Source organism: Pseudomonas sp. PA-1-6B, assembly GCF_021609545.1.
GTDB classification, from domain to species: domain Bacteria; phylum Pseudomonadota; class Gammaproteobacteria; order Pseudomonadales; family Pseudomonadaceae; genus Aquipseudomonas; species Aquipseudomonas fluorescens_BV.
In genome coordinates this window covers 1-15,723 of sequence record NZ_WJZM01000091.1, presented here as the reverse complement: position 1 = coordinate 15,723, position 15,723 = coordinate 1, and the positions used below count along the sequence as shown (strand labels likewise).

At 55.9% G+C, this 15,723-nt stretch carries 14 protein-coding genes and 1 pseudogene; 5 read left to right on the top strand and 10 right to left on the bottom strand.

Annotated features, from left to right (window positions below; genetic code table 11):
• The 4 genes from GIV35_RS26245 to GIV35_RS26230 all read right to left on the bottom strand — a co-directional run.
• A partial coding sequence (locus GIV35_RS26245) for a hypothetical protein (protein ID WP_236491446.1) occupies positions 1-932 on the bottom strand: 932 nt, incomplete at its 3' end.
• Between the two features lie 140 nt (positions 933-1,072).
• The gene (locus tag GIV35_RS26240; protein WP_105227260.1) at positions 1,073-2,137 is read right to left on the bottom strand and encodes a lipocalin-like domain-containing protein; all 1,065 of its coding nucleotides are present in this window, start codon (positions 2,135-2,137) and stop codon (positions 1,073-1,075) included.
• Complete coding sequence (locus GIV35_RS26235; RefSeq protein ID WP_236485945.1) at positions 2,127-4,589, bottom strand: ABC transporter permease; 2,463 nt, start codon at positions 4,587-4,589, stop codon at positions 2,127-2,129. Before GIV35_RS26235 ends, GIV35_RS26240 begins: the two co-directional genes overlap by 11 nt.
• A gap of 1 nt (position 4,590) precedes the next feature.
• Positions 4,591-5,259, bottom strand: coding sequence for an ABC transporter ATP-binding protein (locus tag GIV35_RS26230; protein ID WP_020301318.1), 669 nt, complete (start codon positions 5,257-5,259; stop codon positions 4,591-4,593).
• 274 nt (positions 5,260-5,533) lie between these two features.
• On the opposite strand from GIV35_RS26230, the gene GIV35_RS26225 reads away from it, so the two are divergent.
• The 4 genes from GIV35_RS26225 to GIV35_RS27295 all read left to right on the top strand — a co-directional run bounded on the left by GIV35_RS26225 (position 5,534) and on the right by GIV35_RS27295 (position 9,753).
• A complete protein-coding gene (locus GIV35_RS26225; RefSeq protein ID WP_236265807.1) occupies positions 5,534-6,214 on the top strand; it encodes a histidine phosphatase family protein in 681 nt (226 codons plus the stop codon).
• Positions 6,215-6,395: 181 nt separating this feature from the next.
• Positions 6,396-8,051 carry a lipid IV(A) 4-amino-4-deoxy-L-arabinosyltransferase gene (gene arnT / locus GIV35_RS26220; RefSeq protein ID WP_236265806.1) on the top strand — a complete coding sequence of 552 codons (1,656 nt, stop codon included), beginning with the start codon at positions 6,396-6,398 and terminating at the stop codon, positions 8,049-8,051.
• Positions 8,052-8,079: 28 nt separating this feature from the next.
• Entirely contained in the window at positions 8,080-9,597 is a 1,518-nt protein-coding gene (locus GIV35_RS26215) for an ArnT family glycosyltransferase (RefSeq protein ID WP_236304513.1), read from the top strand.
• A 27-nt stretch (positions 9,598-9,624) separates the two neighbouring features.
• The gene (locus tag GIV35_RS27295) at positions 9,625-9,753 is read left to right on the top strand and encodes a hypothetical protein (protein ID WP_254989796.1); all 129 of its coding nucleotides are present in this window, start codon (positions 9,625-9,627) and stop codon (positions 9,751-9,753) included.
• Between the two features lie 368 nt (positions 9,754-10,121).
• Here the strand turns inward: GIV35_RS27295 and GIV35_RS26210 are convergent, their stop codons facing one another.
• The 6 genes from GIV35_RS26210 to GIV35_RS26185 form a co-directional block, all read right to left on the bottom strand.
• A complete protein-coding gene (locus GIV35_RS26210; RefSeq protein ID WP_213152752.1) occupies positions 10,122-10,835 on the bottom strand; it encodes an AAA family ATPase in 714 nt (237 codons plus the stop codon).
• Positions 10,835-11,578 (bottom strand): hypothetical protein, encoded by a 744-nt coding sequence (locus tag GIV35_RS26205; RefSeq protein ID WP_054917470.1) that lies wholly within the window; start codon positions 11,576-11,578, stop codon positions 10,835-10,837. Before GIV35_RS26205 ends, GIV35_RS26210 begins: the two co-directional genes overlap by 1 nt.
• Positions 11,579-11,586: 8 nt before the next feature.
• The gene (locus GIV35_RS26200; RefSeq protein WP_236489168.1) at positions 11,587-12,786 is read right to left on the bottom strand and encodes a YcaO-like family protein; all 1,200 of its coding nucleotides are present in this window, start codon (positions 12,784-12,786) and stop codon (positions 11,587-11,589) included.
• Positions 12,773-13,582 carry a SagB/ThcOx family dehydrogenase gene (locus GIV35_RS26195; protein WP_236265868.1) on the bottom strand — a complete coding sequence of 270 codons (810 nt, stop codon included), beginning with the start codon at positions 13,580-13,582 and terminating at the stop codon, positions 12,773-12,775. The genes GIV35_RS26200 and GIV35_RS26195 overlap by 14 nt, the downstream gene beginning before the upstream one ends.
• Entirely contained in the window at positions 13,579-14,436 is an 858-nt protein-coding gene (locus GIV35_RS26190; protein WP_236265869.1) for an McbB family protein, read from the bottom strand. Before GIV35_RS26190 ends, GIV35_RS26195 begins: the two co-directional genes overlap by 4 nt.
• Positions 14,437-14,526: 90 nt before the next feature.
• Positions 14,527-14,670 (bottom strand): hypothetical protein, encoded by a 144-nt coding sequence (locus GIV35_RS26185; RefSeq protein ID WP_198716466.1) that lies wholly within the window; start codon positions 14,668-14,670, stop codon positions 14,527-14,529.
• A gap of 473 nt (positions 14,671-15,143) precedes the next feature.
• On the opposite strand from GIV35_RS26185, the pseudogene GIV35_RS26180 reads away from it, so the two are divergent.
• Positions 15,144-15,481, top strand: a pseudogene (locus GIV35_RS26180) (DUF6124 family protein).
• Positions 15,482-15,723: the final 242 nt, after the last annotated feature.

The following is a 15,723-nucleotide window of genomic DNA, read 5'->3' as shown; positions in this document are numbered from 1 at the left end:
ACGGAATACAAAATATAGGAGACGGTCTCGTGGGCTGGGAGATGTGTATAAAAAACAGAAATCCCACAAGCCAGTTCACCGTTGCCTTTCAGTGAAACACCCAATGCAATCCGGCATGCACTGCGAGCAATAGTTGCTCCACGCTTGCCCAAAACAGCAGCCCCAAATACTCCACCCAGCAACCTCCCCGTCTCCACATACTTCGCCCGCCGACACTGCGCCTCCCTTCCCACCACACACGCCTCCTTGATTTCCAAACCCGCCACGCCTACATCCAACGCCAACCCCAGATATGTTCCTTGCTTTAACCATCTCGACATCTGCGTAATCGTCTGAACCCGTTGCGCATACCCCACAATTTCGCCTTGATGCAGATAGCTTTTGGTCGAGATCCCAAGCGCCTCCTTAAGCGGTTGATTGCCACGCAATCCAGAACCAAATCGCGCAGCCCCTTGCAGTTGCATATCCAAAACGCCAAACATCCTTTGACGCTGTCGTATAAACAACTCTTTGTCCAAACCACCGTCCTTCAATTGCCGATGCAACTGCTCGATTTCCTCCAAAGTCTGTGCAACCGCCTGCAGGTGCCGGCTCCAAGCCGACGTTGCGCTGCCGATGCCTATCGACCCATACCCCAGAATGCTCTGCGCCAAGTCGTAATTTGTGTTTCTTGCTCTATCGAGCGGCACATTCTGGTCCAGTTGGCGACTAATCTCTTCAGCATGGCGCATCAACCAGGCTTCTTCGATTGAGCAATGGGCACTGGACGTTTCTGGAACAATCACCAACTCACCCGGCCTCACCATTCCTTGGCGCAGGTGTTTATTCAGCACATCAAAATGATCTGGGCCCTGCAACAACCCTGCGTGCCATAGCTGTGATTTCAAAAATGAGTAGGATGTAGCCTGTTGATTGATGTAGCCGTACGCCATGTCCTGGATTCCGATACCGAGAAAGATGGCATCGAAATATAAGTAAGCACCCACAGCCCGGACACAAGCAGGCGGGGGTCAAAAATTACGTTTGGGAAGTTGCCTACACAGCAAAAGATGAACGCCTACAGAAAGCGCCCCTAATACCCCGTCATCTCCAAATAACCCACCCCACCCTCAAACCGCACCGGCCCTTCCCAGTACGGAATACCCAAGTCCATCCACGCCTTCGGGTTGACGGCCTCGGTGGTGATGTCCAGCTGTTTGCCGGGAATTTTCAGCGACCAGCGTGTGGGAATACTGCGCCCGTCGATGGCCGTGGTAGTCAGCGGTGTGAGCTGGATGTCGCGGTTGTGCAAGGTCTCGGTGTGGCCCTGGGCGTCGATCCAGGTGCCGGTGAGGTAACCGGCGCCGTCTTTCTGCCGCACGCGAAACAGCATCAGCTGCGCGCCGCGGTCCAGGTGCAGGGAGAACCAGTCCCAGCCGGTCTGGCTGGCGGCCAGGGGTTGACTGCTCCACTCGCGGTCGAGCCAGGCTGGGCCGCTGACCTGGTAGGTGTGGCCATCGAGGCTGACGCTTCCGCTGGCGGTGAAAAACGGCTGGCTGTAGTAGTACGACGCCTGGCCCTGGTCGGATTTGCGGCTGTAGCCATGGTCGCCTTGCAGCACCAGCGGGCGGCTGGAGGTCAGGTGCAGGTCGTAGGCAAATTGCGCGCCACTGGCCTTGAGTTGCATGTCGGCCAGGGGGCTGGCGGCGCCGGGGCGGCTGGCGAAGTTCCAGTCGTCGATCCAGGCGTTGAACGGCTCTGCCTGGGCCCCGGCTTGCCCCACGCCACCCCGGGCCAGGCGTTCGGCGGCGTAGTGGCGGGTGGCGGAGGTGACGGCGGCGTGGCCGAGCCACACGGTTGAATCGCGCCAGCCCGGTTGGACGGGGCCGGCCTTCAATGCGTTGCGAAACAGCGTCCATTGCACGCCGAAGACATTGCCCTGGGCATCCTTGAGGTTGGCCGTGACGTACCACCATTCGATACGAAAGCCGTCGTGGGGCCCGTGGTCCTCGGGGAAGCTGAAGACTTTGCCGGGCACCACCTGGGCAAAGTCCGCCGCATCGCTGCCCAGCCCGGCGAAACTGTCCTCGGGTGCGGGCGCCTGGTCGCAGCCGCTCAGCAGTAACCAGGCGATGCACGCCAATGCCTTAATCTTCATGGGCGAACGTCCTCAACAAATCCGCCGGACGGCTGCGGTACAACTGCCATAAGGGCCAGGCCGACGCGAGCAAGGTGGCAAGCATCGCCAGCCCCAGCAATTGCGCGAGCTGCCCGGGGAATACCTGCAGCGGCAGGCGCCAGCCGAAGGCCTGCACGTTGATCACCGCATCCAGGCACCACGCCAGCAACAGCCCCAGCGGCAACGCCAGGATCAACGTGAGTACCGCCAGCAGCCAGGTCTGGCCGAGGTTGAGCAGCATCAATTGTCGGCGCGTCACGCCCAGCGCCCACAACGGCGCGAGTTGGCCGAGTCGGCTTTGGCTCTGGGTCAGCAGGCTGATGAACAACGCCACGCCGGCGACGCCAAGGGTCAGGCTGTTCAACGCGGCGGTGGCAGCGAAGGTGCGTTCGAAGACCTGGCTGGACCAGCCCTTGAGTTGCTGTTGGTCGACGATGCGGCTGTCTTCCAGGGCGAACTCACGCTGCACTTCACGTATCAGCGACGGCACGTCGGCGGGCGCTACCCGCAGGTTGAAGCGTGCCGGTGAGAGCGTCGGCCAATGCGCCAACAGGTGCCGGGCATTGACCAGCAGATGGCCCTTGGGGTTGCCGTAGTCGGCATAGATGCCGACGATCTTCGGCGCCCAGGCGCCCTGCGGGGTGGGGATGGACACCGTGTCGCCCAGTTGCACCTTCAGGCGTCGCGCCAGTTGTTCGCTGAGCATCAGGCTGTCGTCTTGCAGCAAGCGGTCCCAGGGCGCGTCCACCGCCTCCAGCAACGGCCAGTGTTGACGATAAGTGGGGTTGTCGACCACGCCGAACACCTCGGCGGGCCAGCCTTGCAGTTGCACCGCCACCTGCCAGGCGGGCAATACGGCCTGCACCAGGGGCTGGCGGGTCAACCACGTCTTCAGTTGCTCGGCCTGCTGCGGATTTTGCGGGTTGAGGTACAGCTCGGCGGTGAGACGTTGCTCCAGCCAATGGGTGAAGGTCTGGCGAAAGCCCGAGGTCATGGAGCCGGCGCCGATATTCGCCGCCAAGGCCAACAGCAACGCCATCAGCGCCAGGCTCAAGGCCGGCAGTTGCTGGCGGCAATCGGCCAGGAACCACTGGCCCAGTACCGAGCGACTACGCCCCAGCACCGCTTTCAATAACCCGTTGAGCAGCACCGGTAATGCCAACGCCGCGCCCAACAGCAAGGCCGCCATCAGCACAAACCCGGCGGCCAGGCTATCGCCCAACCACAGCGCCAACAGCGCGATCGCCAGGGCCGCGCACGCCACCCACCCCTGGCGCCGCAGCCAGCGCCCATGGGCTTGATGCCAGGCTTGGGCGTTGGCCAGCGCCAGTAACGGCAAACGCGCTGCGCGCCACAGGCTGCTGGCTCCGGCGAGCAATGCGCCGAGCAGGCTCACGCCCAGGCCGGCCAGCCACCACCAGGGGCTCAAGTTCAATTGGCCGGCGACTTCGGCGCCGTACAGGCCGCGCAAACTGGCGGCGACATCCGGCAGCAACAGGCTGGCCAGCAGGTAGCCGCTGGCGATACCGAGCACACCGCTCAACACCGCCAAAGCGCCCAATTCGACGCCCAGGCTCAGGATCAACATGCGTGCGCTGACCCCACAGGCGCGCAAGGTTCGCAGCAGGCCGCGGCGCTGTTCCAGGGCCAGGCCGATGGCCGCATGCACGATAAACAGCCCCACCACAAAGGATAAAAAACCCACCGCATCCAGGTTCAGGTGAAAGCTTTCGGTGAGGCGTGACAGGTTGCTGTCCTCGCCCTGCTTGAGTTGCAGCGCGGCGGGTGGCGTGGGGTGGTGGGCGGCGAAGGTGTTGTCCAACAGTAGGCGCGACAGGCGCCCAGGCATGTTGAGCAGGGGTTGGGCAAAGCCGATATCGGTCAGCAGCAGGCCGGGCGCCATATCGGCCTGTACCTGCAACGGTGGCAGGCGTTGCCCGGTGGACGTCAGCGGCTGCTCGCCCGCCTGCAACCCCAGCGCCTCTAACGTTTGCGCAGCGACCCAGGTACGCCCCGGCGGCTCGAAAAACGCCAGCATCTGCGCCTGGCTCAAGCGTTGCCCCGCCACGCTGCCGCTGCCGGGCAACGACACCGGGTCGATGCCCATCAGTTGCAGACGCTGTTGGTCACGCCCCTGGAGCACCACTCGCCCCTGCACCACCGGGGATACCGGCCAGCCGGCGCGGCGCAGCTCGGCAAACAGTGCCTGGGGGAAACTGGCGGCGTCCGGCGCAACCAGGCTGGCTTGGGGTTCGCCCCCGATCAATTGGCTGGCACGTGCGTAGCTATCCCGCGCCTGGCTGTTGAGGGCCTGCACGCCAGTCAGTAGCGCGGTGGCCAGCCACAGGCCGGTGAGCACGCTGAAAAATTGCACCGGATGACGCCGCCAGTGGCTCAGCAACGCGCGCAGCGTCCAGTAAAACAGCGCCATCTCAGCGAGCGTCCATCGGCACGACACGCCCACGGTGCAGCACCACTTGCCGGTCAAGCCGTGCGGCCAGGCGCGGGCTGTGGGTGACCATCAGCAGGCTGGTGGGGCTGTCCCGCAGCAGGTCCAACAGCAATTGCAGCACTTCATCGCTGGTGGCTTCGTCGAGGTTGCCGGTGGGTTCGTCAGCCAGCAACAAACCCGGCCGCGAGGCCAGCGCCCGCCCGACGGCAACCCGTTGCTGCTGGCCACCGGAGAGTTGCTCGGGGTAACGCCGGAGCAAGTCGCCCAGCCCCAGGCGCTCCACCAATTGCGCTTGCCAGTGTGGGTCGAAACGCCCCGCCAGCCGCGCCTGGAACGCCAGGTTGTCTTCCACGCGCAAGCTGCCGATCAGGTTGAACTGCTGGAAGACCAGGCCGATTTGCGTGCGGCGCCAATGGGCCAGTTGCCCTTCGTTGAGTTGGTCAAGGCGCTGCTCGCCGATGCGGATGCTGCCGGCGTCCACTCGGTCCAACCCGGCCACCAGGTGCAGCAAGGTGCTTTTGCCGCTGCCCGATTCGCCCATCAACGCCAGGCTGCTGCGCTCACCCAGGTGCAGGTCGACGCCGGCCAGGACGGTCAGCGGGCCTTGCGGGGTCGCGTAGTTTTTAACAACACCTTGCACCTGCAACATAAGAACGCTCATCTGAAGGACCAGCAATGAGAATAACGGCTGACGCTCGTGCCTACGCAAATTTTTCACATGGATTTCACCGTCTGCCCATCCGCCGAACTTTAAAGTGCCCGCCAACTCGTAGTGACTCACAACTTATTAGTTAATCCAAGTGACACTCCTGACATGCAAGTGTTCAGCAAAAAGACAGCGGAGTTGTGACAGTCTCGTGCCTCACCAAGGGCAACTGCCCAGTTGTGCCGCCTTTTTATAAACACCATTAACAGTGCCGAGGATGAACCGCGTGGCAGACATGATCCTGGCCAACCCCCAACCCAAAAGATCAAGGTTAAAACGCCTGAGAAAATACCGCCTGCACCTGCTTGGCATCAGCGTTACTGCCTTGTTGTTGGCGGGCTTTTTATTCTGGCCCAGCTCGCCGCCGGACCTGAGCGTGGGCAATCGCCTGGTCACCTCCGGGGTGCTCGCCAGTTGGCGCGAGGGTGAGCTGGTGATATTGGTGCGCCATGAAGAGCGCTGCGACCGCTCAGCCAACCCCTGCTTCGGGCCCGCCGATGGCCTGACAATCAACGGAACTCAACGCGCCACCGAACTGGGCAAAGCCTTTGATTCATTGGGCATGGCCCTGACTGATGTGCTCAGCAGCCCGACCACGCGAACCGCCCAGACGTCACTGTTCATGTTCGGCAAGACCGAGCTGTCCCCCGGCCCGCTGGCCATCTGCGGCGACGCCATGGGCGATGAAATCCTCGGCCACAAGCAGCCGGGACGCAACCTGATGCTGATCACCCACAGCGCCTGCATGAGCGACTTCCAGACCAGCCTCGGCTTCCCTCACGCAGCCGCTGCAGAGTACGGCAGCGCACTGTTCGTCAAGGTGCTGCCCAACGGCACCTTCAAGGCCATGGGCACCATGAACAGCGAAGAGTGGACCGCCGCACTTAAACAACTTTAATTACACTTGTTTACATATTAAGCCTTGAGACGTTCAGCAAAACGACAGCCCCACTCTGGCATGTTTAGCCGCGTCTGTTAGTTATGCTCTCCAACAACAACTTAGTGACCCTTACGATGCTTCGCCCTATTAAGTTAATACCGCCATTGCCCGTACTTGAACGTTATGGAGCGATGTGCGCATGCCTCGCATAAACCCTGTGTCCTGGCTATTGCTGGGCGTTGCCGTGTTCTTCCTGTTGCCCCTGGGCTTTCACGGTTTATGGACGCCGGACGAAACCCGCTACGCCCAGGTCAGCCAGGAAATGCTGATGAGCGGCAACTGGGTGGCGCCGCACTTCATGGGTGTGCGTTATTTCGAGAAGCCCGCCGCCGGCTATTGGCTGATCGCCCTTGGCCAGGCGGTGTTCGGTGAAAACCTGTTCGGCGTGCGTATCGCCTCAGTGCTGAGCACGGGCCTGAGTGTGGTGCTGGCCTACCTGCTCGCCCGTCGCGTGTGGAACGAGCCGCGCAAGAGCTTTGCCTGCGCCCTGCTCTACCTGAGTTTTGGCCTGGTGGCCGGGCAAGCCGGGTATGCCAACCTCGACCCGCAATTCACTCTGTGGGTGAACCTGAGCCTGATGGCGTTGTGGTTTGCCCTGGACTGCCGCACGCCATGGGAACGCCTGGGTGCCTGGGCAGTGTTGGGCGTGGCCTGCGCCATGGGGTTCATGACCAAGGGGTTCCTGGCCTGGCTGTTGCCGGTCTTGATCGCCGTGCCCTACCTGGTCTGGCAGCGTCGCGTCGGTGAGTTGATGCGCTACGGGCCGCTGGCGGTACTGGTTGCCGTGCTGGTGTGCCTGCCATGGGCCCTGGCGATCCACCTGCGGGAACCGGATTACTGGCATTTCTTTTTTTGGCATGAGCACATCCGCCGCTTTGCCGCCGACAACGCACAGCATGCGCGGCCGATGTGGTTCTTCCTGCCAATCATGGTGGTGGCGTGCCTGCCGTGGGCCGCCTTGCTACCCGGCACCCTGCTAAAAACCTGGCAGGAAAAGCGCCAACCGGCGATTGCCTTTCTTGCCCTGTGGCTGCTGCTGCCCCTGGGCTTTTTCAGCCTGAGCAAAGGCAAATTGCCGACCTACATCATGCCGTGCCTGTTGCCCCTGGCCTTGTTGATGGGCCACGGTTTGATCGACCTGATCAAGCAAGGCAAGGCCCGCACCCTAGTCATCAACGGCGCGCTCAATTTCGTGCTTGGCATGACGGCCATGGTGGCGCTGATCTACCTGCAAATCACCCGCCCGCTGTACGGCAATAGCCATGCGGAGATGTTCAACCTGTCCCTGACGTTTATCGTGCTGCTGGGCTGGATCCTCGCCAACCTGCTGCAAGCGGTGCGCCCGCTGACGTTGTGGGCGATGCCCGCCCTGGGCATTGGCTTGCTGGTGGCACTGCTACCGGCGGGCATGCCGGCCCTGATCGAAGATAACGAGATGCCCGACCAATTCGTGCTGGAACATCTGGACGAACTGCAACCTACCCGTGCTTTGCTGAGCAATGACCTGGGCCTGGCATCGGCCTTGACCTGGCGCCTGCGCCGGCCCGATGTGGCGTTTTATAACACCCAGGGCGAGCTGCGCTATGGCTTGAACTACGAAGACGCGGCACAGCGCAAGGTCACGCCGGACAGTGTCCAGGCCTGGTTGGCCGAGGCCCGCCAACACGGGTCGGTCGGCGTGCTGATGCAGGTCAAGAGCACCAGCGAACACCGCGAAGAAGGGCAGTTGCCCCCCGGCGGCAAACGCTATCGCAAGGGCAACCTGGTACTGACGATTTACCCCCAACAACCTTGAATGCAGCGCCTGCCACGGGGAACATCCCATGAGTTTCTGGAAAACCGAACGCGGCGCCCTGGTGTTACTGCTGGGTACCTCGGCCTTGCTGCTCTTGCTGGGCCTGGGCAGCCGCGACCTGTGGGGGCCGGAAACGCGCTGGGCGAATATCGCCTTGCAGATGCTGCAAAGCGGTGACTATTTCGACCCATACCTCAAAGGCACGCCGTATTACGACAAACCCCTGCCCTCCTACTGGCTGATCACCGGGTTTGCCCATCTGCTCGGCGGCCTCGGCCCGTGGTCGCTGCGCCTGTCATCGGTGATTGCCGCGTGGTTGAGCATTTGGCTGGTGTACCTGATCGGTGAACGCCTGTTTCGAAAAGGCACCGGGCTGATTGCCGGGTGGATGCTCGCCACCACCTTCTACTTCCTGTTCTGGGCCCGCGTGGCCACCGCCGATGTCCTCACCGTGTGCGGCGTGCTGGCAGCGGTGTGGTGGTATTGGCGTGGGCCGGATGACACGCGGTTGGGGCGCTACACGGTGTTTTTCCTGTTGCTGGCCGCCACCTCACTGTTCAAGGGCTTGATCGGTGTGGTGCTGCCGGGCCTGGTGCTGTTGCCACACTTGCTCAGCGAACACCGCTACAAACGCCACCTCAACCTGCGCCTGGTGCTGGCCCTGCTCATCGCAGGCATCGTGTACGCGATTCCCTTTGTACTGCCCCACCGCTACGGTGCCCCTACTTACGGCGAGAGCGGCCTGGAGCTGGTGTTCCGCGAAAACGTGGTGCGCTTCTTCAACCCCTTCGACCATATGGGGCCGATCTACACCTACCTGATCTACCTGCCGGTCTACACCCTACCCTGGGCACCCTGCTGGATACTTGGCCTGTGGCTGGCCGTGCGCAACTGGCGCAAGGCGCCGCCCAACGTACGCTGGCTGGTGTGGGGCCTGGGCCTGTTGTTTGTATTCTTCACCGCCAGCGGCAGCCGCCGCAGCTACTACGTGTTGCCGCTGGTGCCCTTCGCCCAACTGCTCGCCGCCTGGTGGCTGAGTGAACGCCTGCACAAAAAACCTTCGAGCTGGCCGCGCTGGCAAACAGGCTTTGGCCTCAGCGCAGGCCTGCTCTTGCTGGTGCTGGGCGTGATCTACCCCTGGACCAACGGCAACGGCGGCGTCACCCGCTTCGCCGCCGACCTGCAAGCCCAGGCAGAAAAAAGCGCACCCTGGAACCAATGGCAACTGGTGCTGGTAGAGGTCGACAACAAACTGCCCATGTACCTGCAAAACCACGGCAAACCTTTCTACTACGTCAGCGAAAGCCAGGACTTCCCGCGCCAGGGCGACAGCGCCGCGTTCATGGCCTGGCTGGAGAAAACCAGCGGCCAGGGGTTTGATCCGCAACGTACGATAATCGTCGCGCAGTATTCCAAGGACGAGCCCGCGCCGTTGGCGTTCCTGGGGGTGGATCATCAAGTGGTGACGACGCAACCGGATAATGGGGAGCGGTTGTTCAAGGCGCGGGAGGGAGGGAGTGTGGCGTTTGTTCCGGGGATACGCTGAGATACTGTTGCTTGCTGGCCTTTTTTCATGGCGAAGATTCTGGCGGTGTGGCATTTGTTGGCGATTGCCAAGACGACGGTGGATCGCTCCTACCTTGGTATTGATGCAAATACCTTGGTAGTTCAGGCGAACCGGGTCGATGCCATCGCAGCATAGATATCTACACAACTTTAATGCGACGCCGGACCTGTGGCGAGAGAGCTTGCTCCCGCGACGGCCTGACAGCCGACGCTGATATAACTGATGCCCCGCGATCCAATGTGGGAGCTGGCTTGCCTGCGAAGGCGGCCTTAAATCCGACCAGTATCTCGGGTCAGACCGCGTACATATCGGTTCCTGCGGTAATGGCTGCTATTGGTTCCGCTTTTACAGCGGGTCACTGTTGAAAAGAGCCGGACAGTTACCGGTCAGTCTCAACTGATAAGCGTCAGGCTTGCACGCTAGGGTGATAGCTCCATCGAGGACCACTATCGCGGAGAAACCCGTTCCCATCTCGCAGGCATTCAGACACCGATACCAGCATCTCAAGTTCTGGGCAGACTCGCCGCGTGAATAAATGCCTCATCCAAAGTACTGCCGCCGTACCTGCTCAAAAATCCCTCGGCATTGGAAAACCGATTAAAGCGTTGTTGGCTTAGCATGTAAAAGTCATCGCAGTGAGTGACGATCTCGTCAATGTTATGCGACGACACAAGTATCGCCACACCTTCCGCCGCCGCACCCTCCAGACACCGCCAAATGTGGTACCGAAATTCCGGGTCAACCCCCGCAGTGGGCTCATCCAAAATCACCAGGTCTGCGTTAACGGACAATAACGACAAGGTGAAAAACCAACGCTTTTCGCCATAGCTGCAAAGGGATGATTTCTTCTTCCAGATTTCGCAATAGCGTTCAGCAATACCAGGGCTCCACTTTTCAATTTTTTCCAAGGCGTGCCGCTGGGTTACGCGCGTATCGGAGCAAAAAAGCATCATCATGTTAAAAACATCGAACATTCGAAATACGGGAGGCGTTGCGATGATCTGTGACAGGTAAAGTAGCTTGGAGAATGAATGTTGCACTTCACCGCCATTCAATTTCTTCAGGCCACAGATCACGTCAAAAAACGTAGTTTTTCCGGAACCATTAGGCCCCAATAAACCTATCATTGTGCCGGCCTCGACTTCCAATGAGGCACTCTTGAATAAAATATGCTGACCGTACCTAAAGTCCAGTGCATCCACGATTAGCCGTTTCATCAGTACCGACTCCAAACGGGGTTGATGAGTAAAAATCGGAACACAAACCACCCTGTGACAATGATCATTCCTAAAATCGACGCTACCAATGTAGCGGACCCGGTCACCCCCACCAACATCAGGCGATTGGCCCACCCCATCGGATTAAAAAGATCGATTACGTTAAATAGTGAATACGAGGTGCTAAGGCTACCGATACCCAGCGCCAACATAGAGACTGATAATATGGAAAAAAGAGTATTAGTATTTTGAAAGCCTATGGGCACCAGCGTCAACAATAAGGATGGAGTAGAGAAAAGCAAAAAACACATATAGAAACGACCAACAATAACCAACCACTCTTCCAAGGCCATCAAACCAAAATAGCCCCGCGTCAGCACATAAAATACCGAACAATAAATCAGCGACATAAATGAGTACGCTAAAAACTGCCCAGCGAGAAAGGTGATCTTAGTACGCTTTGTATACACAAAGGAGCGCAAAAAACCACTTTCTCTTCGCCCTACTATATAAAACGCCAAACCAAACAGTGCAACGCTTGAAGAAATGAAAGCGTAAAACCATGAAGTGGCAGATGCGTAGTCACGTAAAGATTCTCCGCCAGTGTACCCAGCGTAAGTAATCAAGTAGAAGGTTACCACTGGGGATATTACGATCCACAATAGGGCGACCGGCTCTTTCAATTGTTCCTTAATAAAAAGCTTTGCCAGCAAGAAAGGCTTAGATAATGGGTAGATATGCATAGCTCACCTCACGGAAACGGCACCATTTTTTTCAGACGAGACGAAAACATTAAAGACTCAAAGCTTTTTGAGTAACTATTTCTCAGATTTATGTTTTTTGAATTATTCATATGAAGAAACAGATCAGGTGAAACATACTTTGCAAAGACGCAATTAACCCCATTAATCCTGGCGCGCCGAGAATAAAAATAACCCGACACACCCAACCCGTTAAGCACCGACAGAAAAACCTCCAATGAAAACTGCAAAGAAGTTTCCCTATCGTCACCATCAGCAACCACATAATCGGTTATTTCACGATAGGTACCATACTCATTACAGGTCATAAAATAGCGAAGATAGTCATCCTCCACTTTTCGCTCATCAGACCCGATCGATTTAAACAAATCCATAAAACGATAAGTTTGCCACAGCTCAAGCAGCGCTTTTTCCAACGCTTCGCCGACGTCACCTGAATAGGACATACCCGCACAATACTTCACATGTCGATCACTATCGTTTTGGCCATAAACCGCCAACAAACAAACCCCAGGAAAACGATTGTCAGAAATATCAAAAATGGAAACCTCACCGGAAAATATTAGCGCATCATATAAATATTTAACATTCCTCCCTCGTAAGAGACACTCAACTTTACCGAGAGAGAACAGTGCTTGGCATTGCTTAGTCAGCCAAAACCTCAGTAGAAATTGTCGTTCAAGATACTCTTTTACAGCTCCTAAAAACGCGACATCCACGTTCCAGTAAAAGCTGCACCCACAGGTGTCTCTCAGCGGATATAAAAAATTATCCTTTTCGAGGCCGTGCGCAGAAAGAGAAATACATACAGTGGGAATTAAGCACTCAGAAAAATCAGAAGCTCTCATAACTTGTGTCAGTGAGAAGTGATGTTTTTTAACCTCTTCAATTGATATCAGCCTTGAAGCCGTCTGTGTAAGCGCGCTGGCAAAACCATCAACTTCAGCCCTCGTCAACGAGTCACTAAGAAAGCCGCACTTTATCGACAAAACCTCTCTATAAAAATGACGCCTTTCAAAATACTCTCCCAAGGCAGTTTTGATAGAGCGTGCGCCCCCGCCTACCCCTGACCCGTTAACTGAAAGAGCATCTGACACCTCTACAGAATTTGGCAAATAGAGCAGTCCGGCTGGTTGAAACAATAATGTTCCAGGAAGATCCGGCTTCTGCATTGCATTAACAAGTTTCATGCTGCTTCCCTATTAAGTGAATACATACAGGAAAAAACAGAGCGGGGTTAACCCCCAGTAACTTACATACCATGGAGTCCGTATAAGCAGACCACGGGCGGCAGGCAAGTCCTAATTTTTTTGCTTGAATCTCCACAAGCATATAAATAGAACCAACTTCCATAAGCGCCATGCGATAACCACGATACCTATATTTGAAAATATTTTTAGGCATATAGATTGAATAAACAATAGCCAAACTCGGAAAACCAAGCCGTTCTCCAGACGAACCCATTATAGCCGCCTTCGCATATTCAAAATCCACATTAACTTGCATTACTTCAAACCTCCTAGAACTAGGAAGCAAGTGCAAAACGCGCTCTTTAATGGGCCAACCTGCATTACTCTCAGCTAGTGAACAAATAAAGATCTCAACAGGGTAAAGTGCTCCTGCACTCGGATACCCACGTTTGTGTGCTCCGACACTCCTAGAGACAAGAGGTGACACCAGTTTTTCAAGCACTTCAAAGTTCAGAGACGCTGACAAAAACTTCTCGCATGATTCATTTCTGTATAAGCATTCAGCCCTATCTCCCTCGGACAATCCAAGGCTGACCGTTAGCCCCATATCAGGATAGAGTACGAGCTCATTTCCGGTTAACTGGCTCAGATGTTCTTCGTCCAGTGTATGGAGGCCAGTGCAATGTTGAAACGCCGTATGAAATGTGAAGTTACCTTTACTATGAAAATCAAGCACTGCCTCATAGACGGCAGGGTCTATAAATCTAAAATAATAGTCATGCGGAATATTTTTCACTTCCTTACCTCCAGGCAATCGCACATATACCAGTGGGAACTGGACTCTTGAAATACTCTGCCGTCACTTAATTGCACATACGAGGAGCACAACACATCATCATGATACTTGCGCAATACGCCGCCCTCAGTAAAAAACTTCACATTTTTAATAATTGCACCAATAACCACCAACTCTTGATACAAACTTAACTTCTTAAAGGGCACATTGACATGTTCATTTTTACAAAACGCCAATGCCGATGCCCAGTTGTTTTTCACCCGTTTGACTGACTCATTATGAATAAGTCTATCAACGGTACAAAAATGACAAGGGTTTCCGACCTCCGAGATATAAGGTTGCCCGATGCAAAAAAAACCGCCCATCGGCCAACAAACGCTAATAGCGCTAGCTGGTGATATTTTTGCCAAGTCAAAATGTATTTCTTTCAGGCCTTCATAATCATAAGAATGGCATAACAACACAATAAAACACCTAAACCCCGCAACAGAACTTACTATATCACTTGAAAAATCTTTAAACTCTACGACACCCGACAACTCTTGTCTAAATAAGTCTTCAATCCCGGCATTCCCTTCCCACGAGTGCACAACTATAGTCTTTTCAAAATAAAGCTCCTTAGCCGCCGCAAACGGAATTATTTTCTCCAGAAACTCAAATGCACTGGCTGCATTCAAGCCATTATCGGCGAGTATTTCATCCAACTCATCCTTCGTCAGCGCACGAGACATTTGTATCTGTCGCAACGCCTTCAAGATCGGTCGTGAATGCACCTTAGAGATACCAGCATCGGATATTACTAAACTTTCCGTTTCAAAATTGAGAATCTGATAGTTAGGAATGGCTATATTCATTATGTGATCCCCAGTAGGGGTTTCAGGCGCTGCCTAAGAAACCCCGTCAAGTGGGTAAATAAACCTATTCTTTGGCAAGTGTTTGTTCTTCTATCGAGTTGTGACCACATCCACCGGAGCCACCACTTCCTCCATTACATCCACCGCCACCTCCACACCCTCCACTTCCGCCACATCCCCCCTGACTTCCTGAAGCGCCAGCATTGCCAGCATACGGGTTAAATCCATAGTCATTGTCGAAATCATAGATAACTTCGCCATACTCTGATTTTTTCATTTTCAAGTTCCTCATATTGTCGTGTATCGCCACTAAACCGCAGTGACACTCACAATTTAGTAGACAAGAAGAAACTTGCAACGAAAATAATTTTTCCTTGTAGGAATTCAGTTACATCTGATTAGGAAATTTCACTCATTAAATTCAGAAAACCATTAATTGTCAGAAAGAAGAGGCAATGAATTAACTTTCACACACCAAATTATTCCTTCACAAAATAACATCTTAGAAGTTACCAACTTCGGAATTCAACAACCGTTCTCTGGCGAGTTCTACGTAGGAAGCGGCGTGAAACTTCAAAAAAACGGTAATAAATCCGACAAGCGGTCCGCCGAGTTAGCGCCTTGAAACAACTTTAAAAGGCCAGCAAGCCGTGTCCCTGGTTTAGTCGCGACGGGTGTCTTCCCCTAATCCAGCGCGGAGCTACACCATGAATAAAGTCGTACCCGATCCCCCCTCTATCCTGCAAAAGACCGTACCGCGTTCAAACGCGCCATCGACCATTACCTGCCCAGCCAGGGTTTCCACAACGTCAACGACGATCTGAGTTTTGAAAATGCCTTGCTCTACACCGCCAGCTTGCTCGACAGCGCTCCGGCAACGGCGCTCGATTGCGGCGAGCTGTTGGCTAGCCCAGGGCGGGCGAAGATGCTGGCGGTGTGGCATTTGTTGGAGATTGCCAAGACCACGGTAGATCGCTCCTACAGTGGTATTGATGCAAATACCTTGGTAGTTCAGGCGAACCGAGTCGATACCATCGCAGCATAGGTATCTACACAACTTTGTGGGCTGTAACAGCGGACGGTAACCACGATGCGAAGCGAGCCGTTCTTGATCTGCTTTTGATCTCAGGCGCCCCGTTAAACCACGCTGGCCGGAATTGGACAGGGATTTGGGGGGTAAACCGGCAGGGATGCCGGTTTAGCCGCCCCGCGCCATGGATGGCGCGTGGCGGCGGCCCCCCAAATCACTGGCGGATTACGGGCACACCGAGCCTAAGCGAGGTGCCG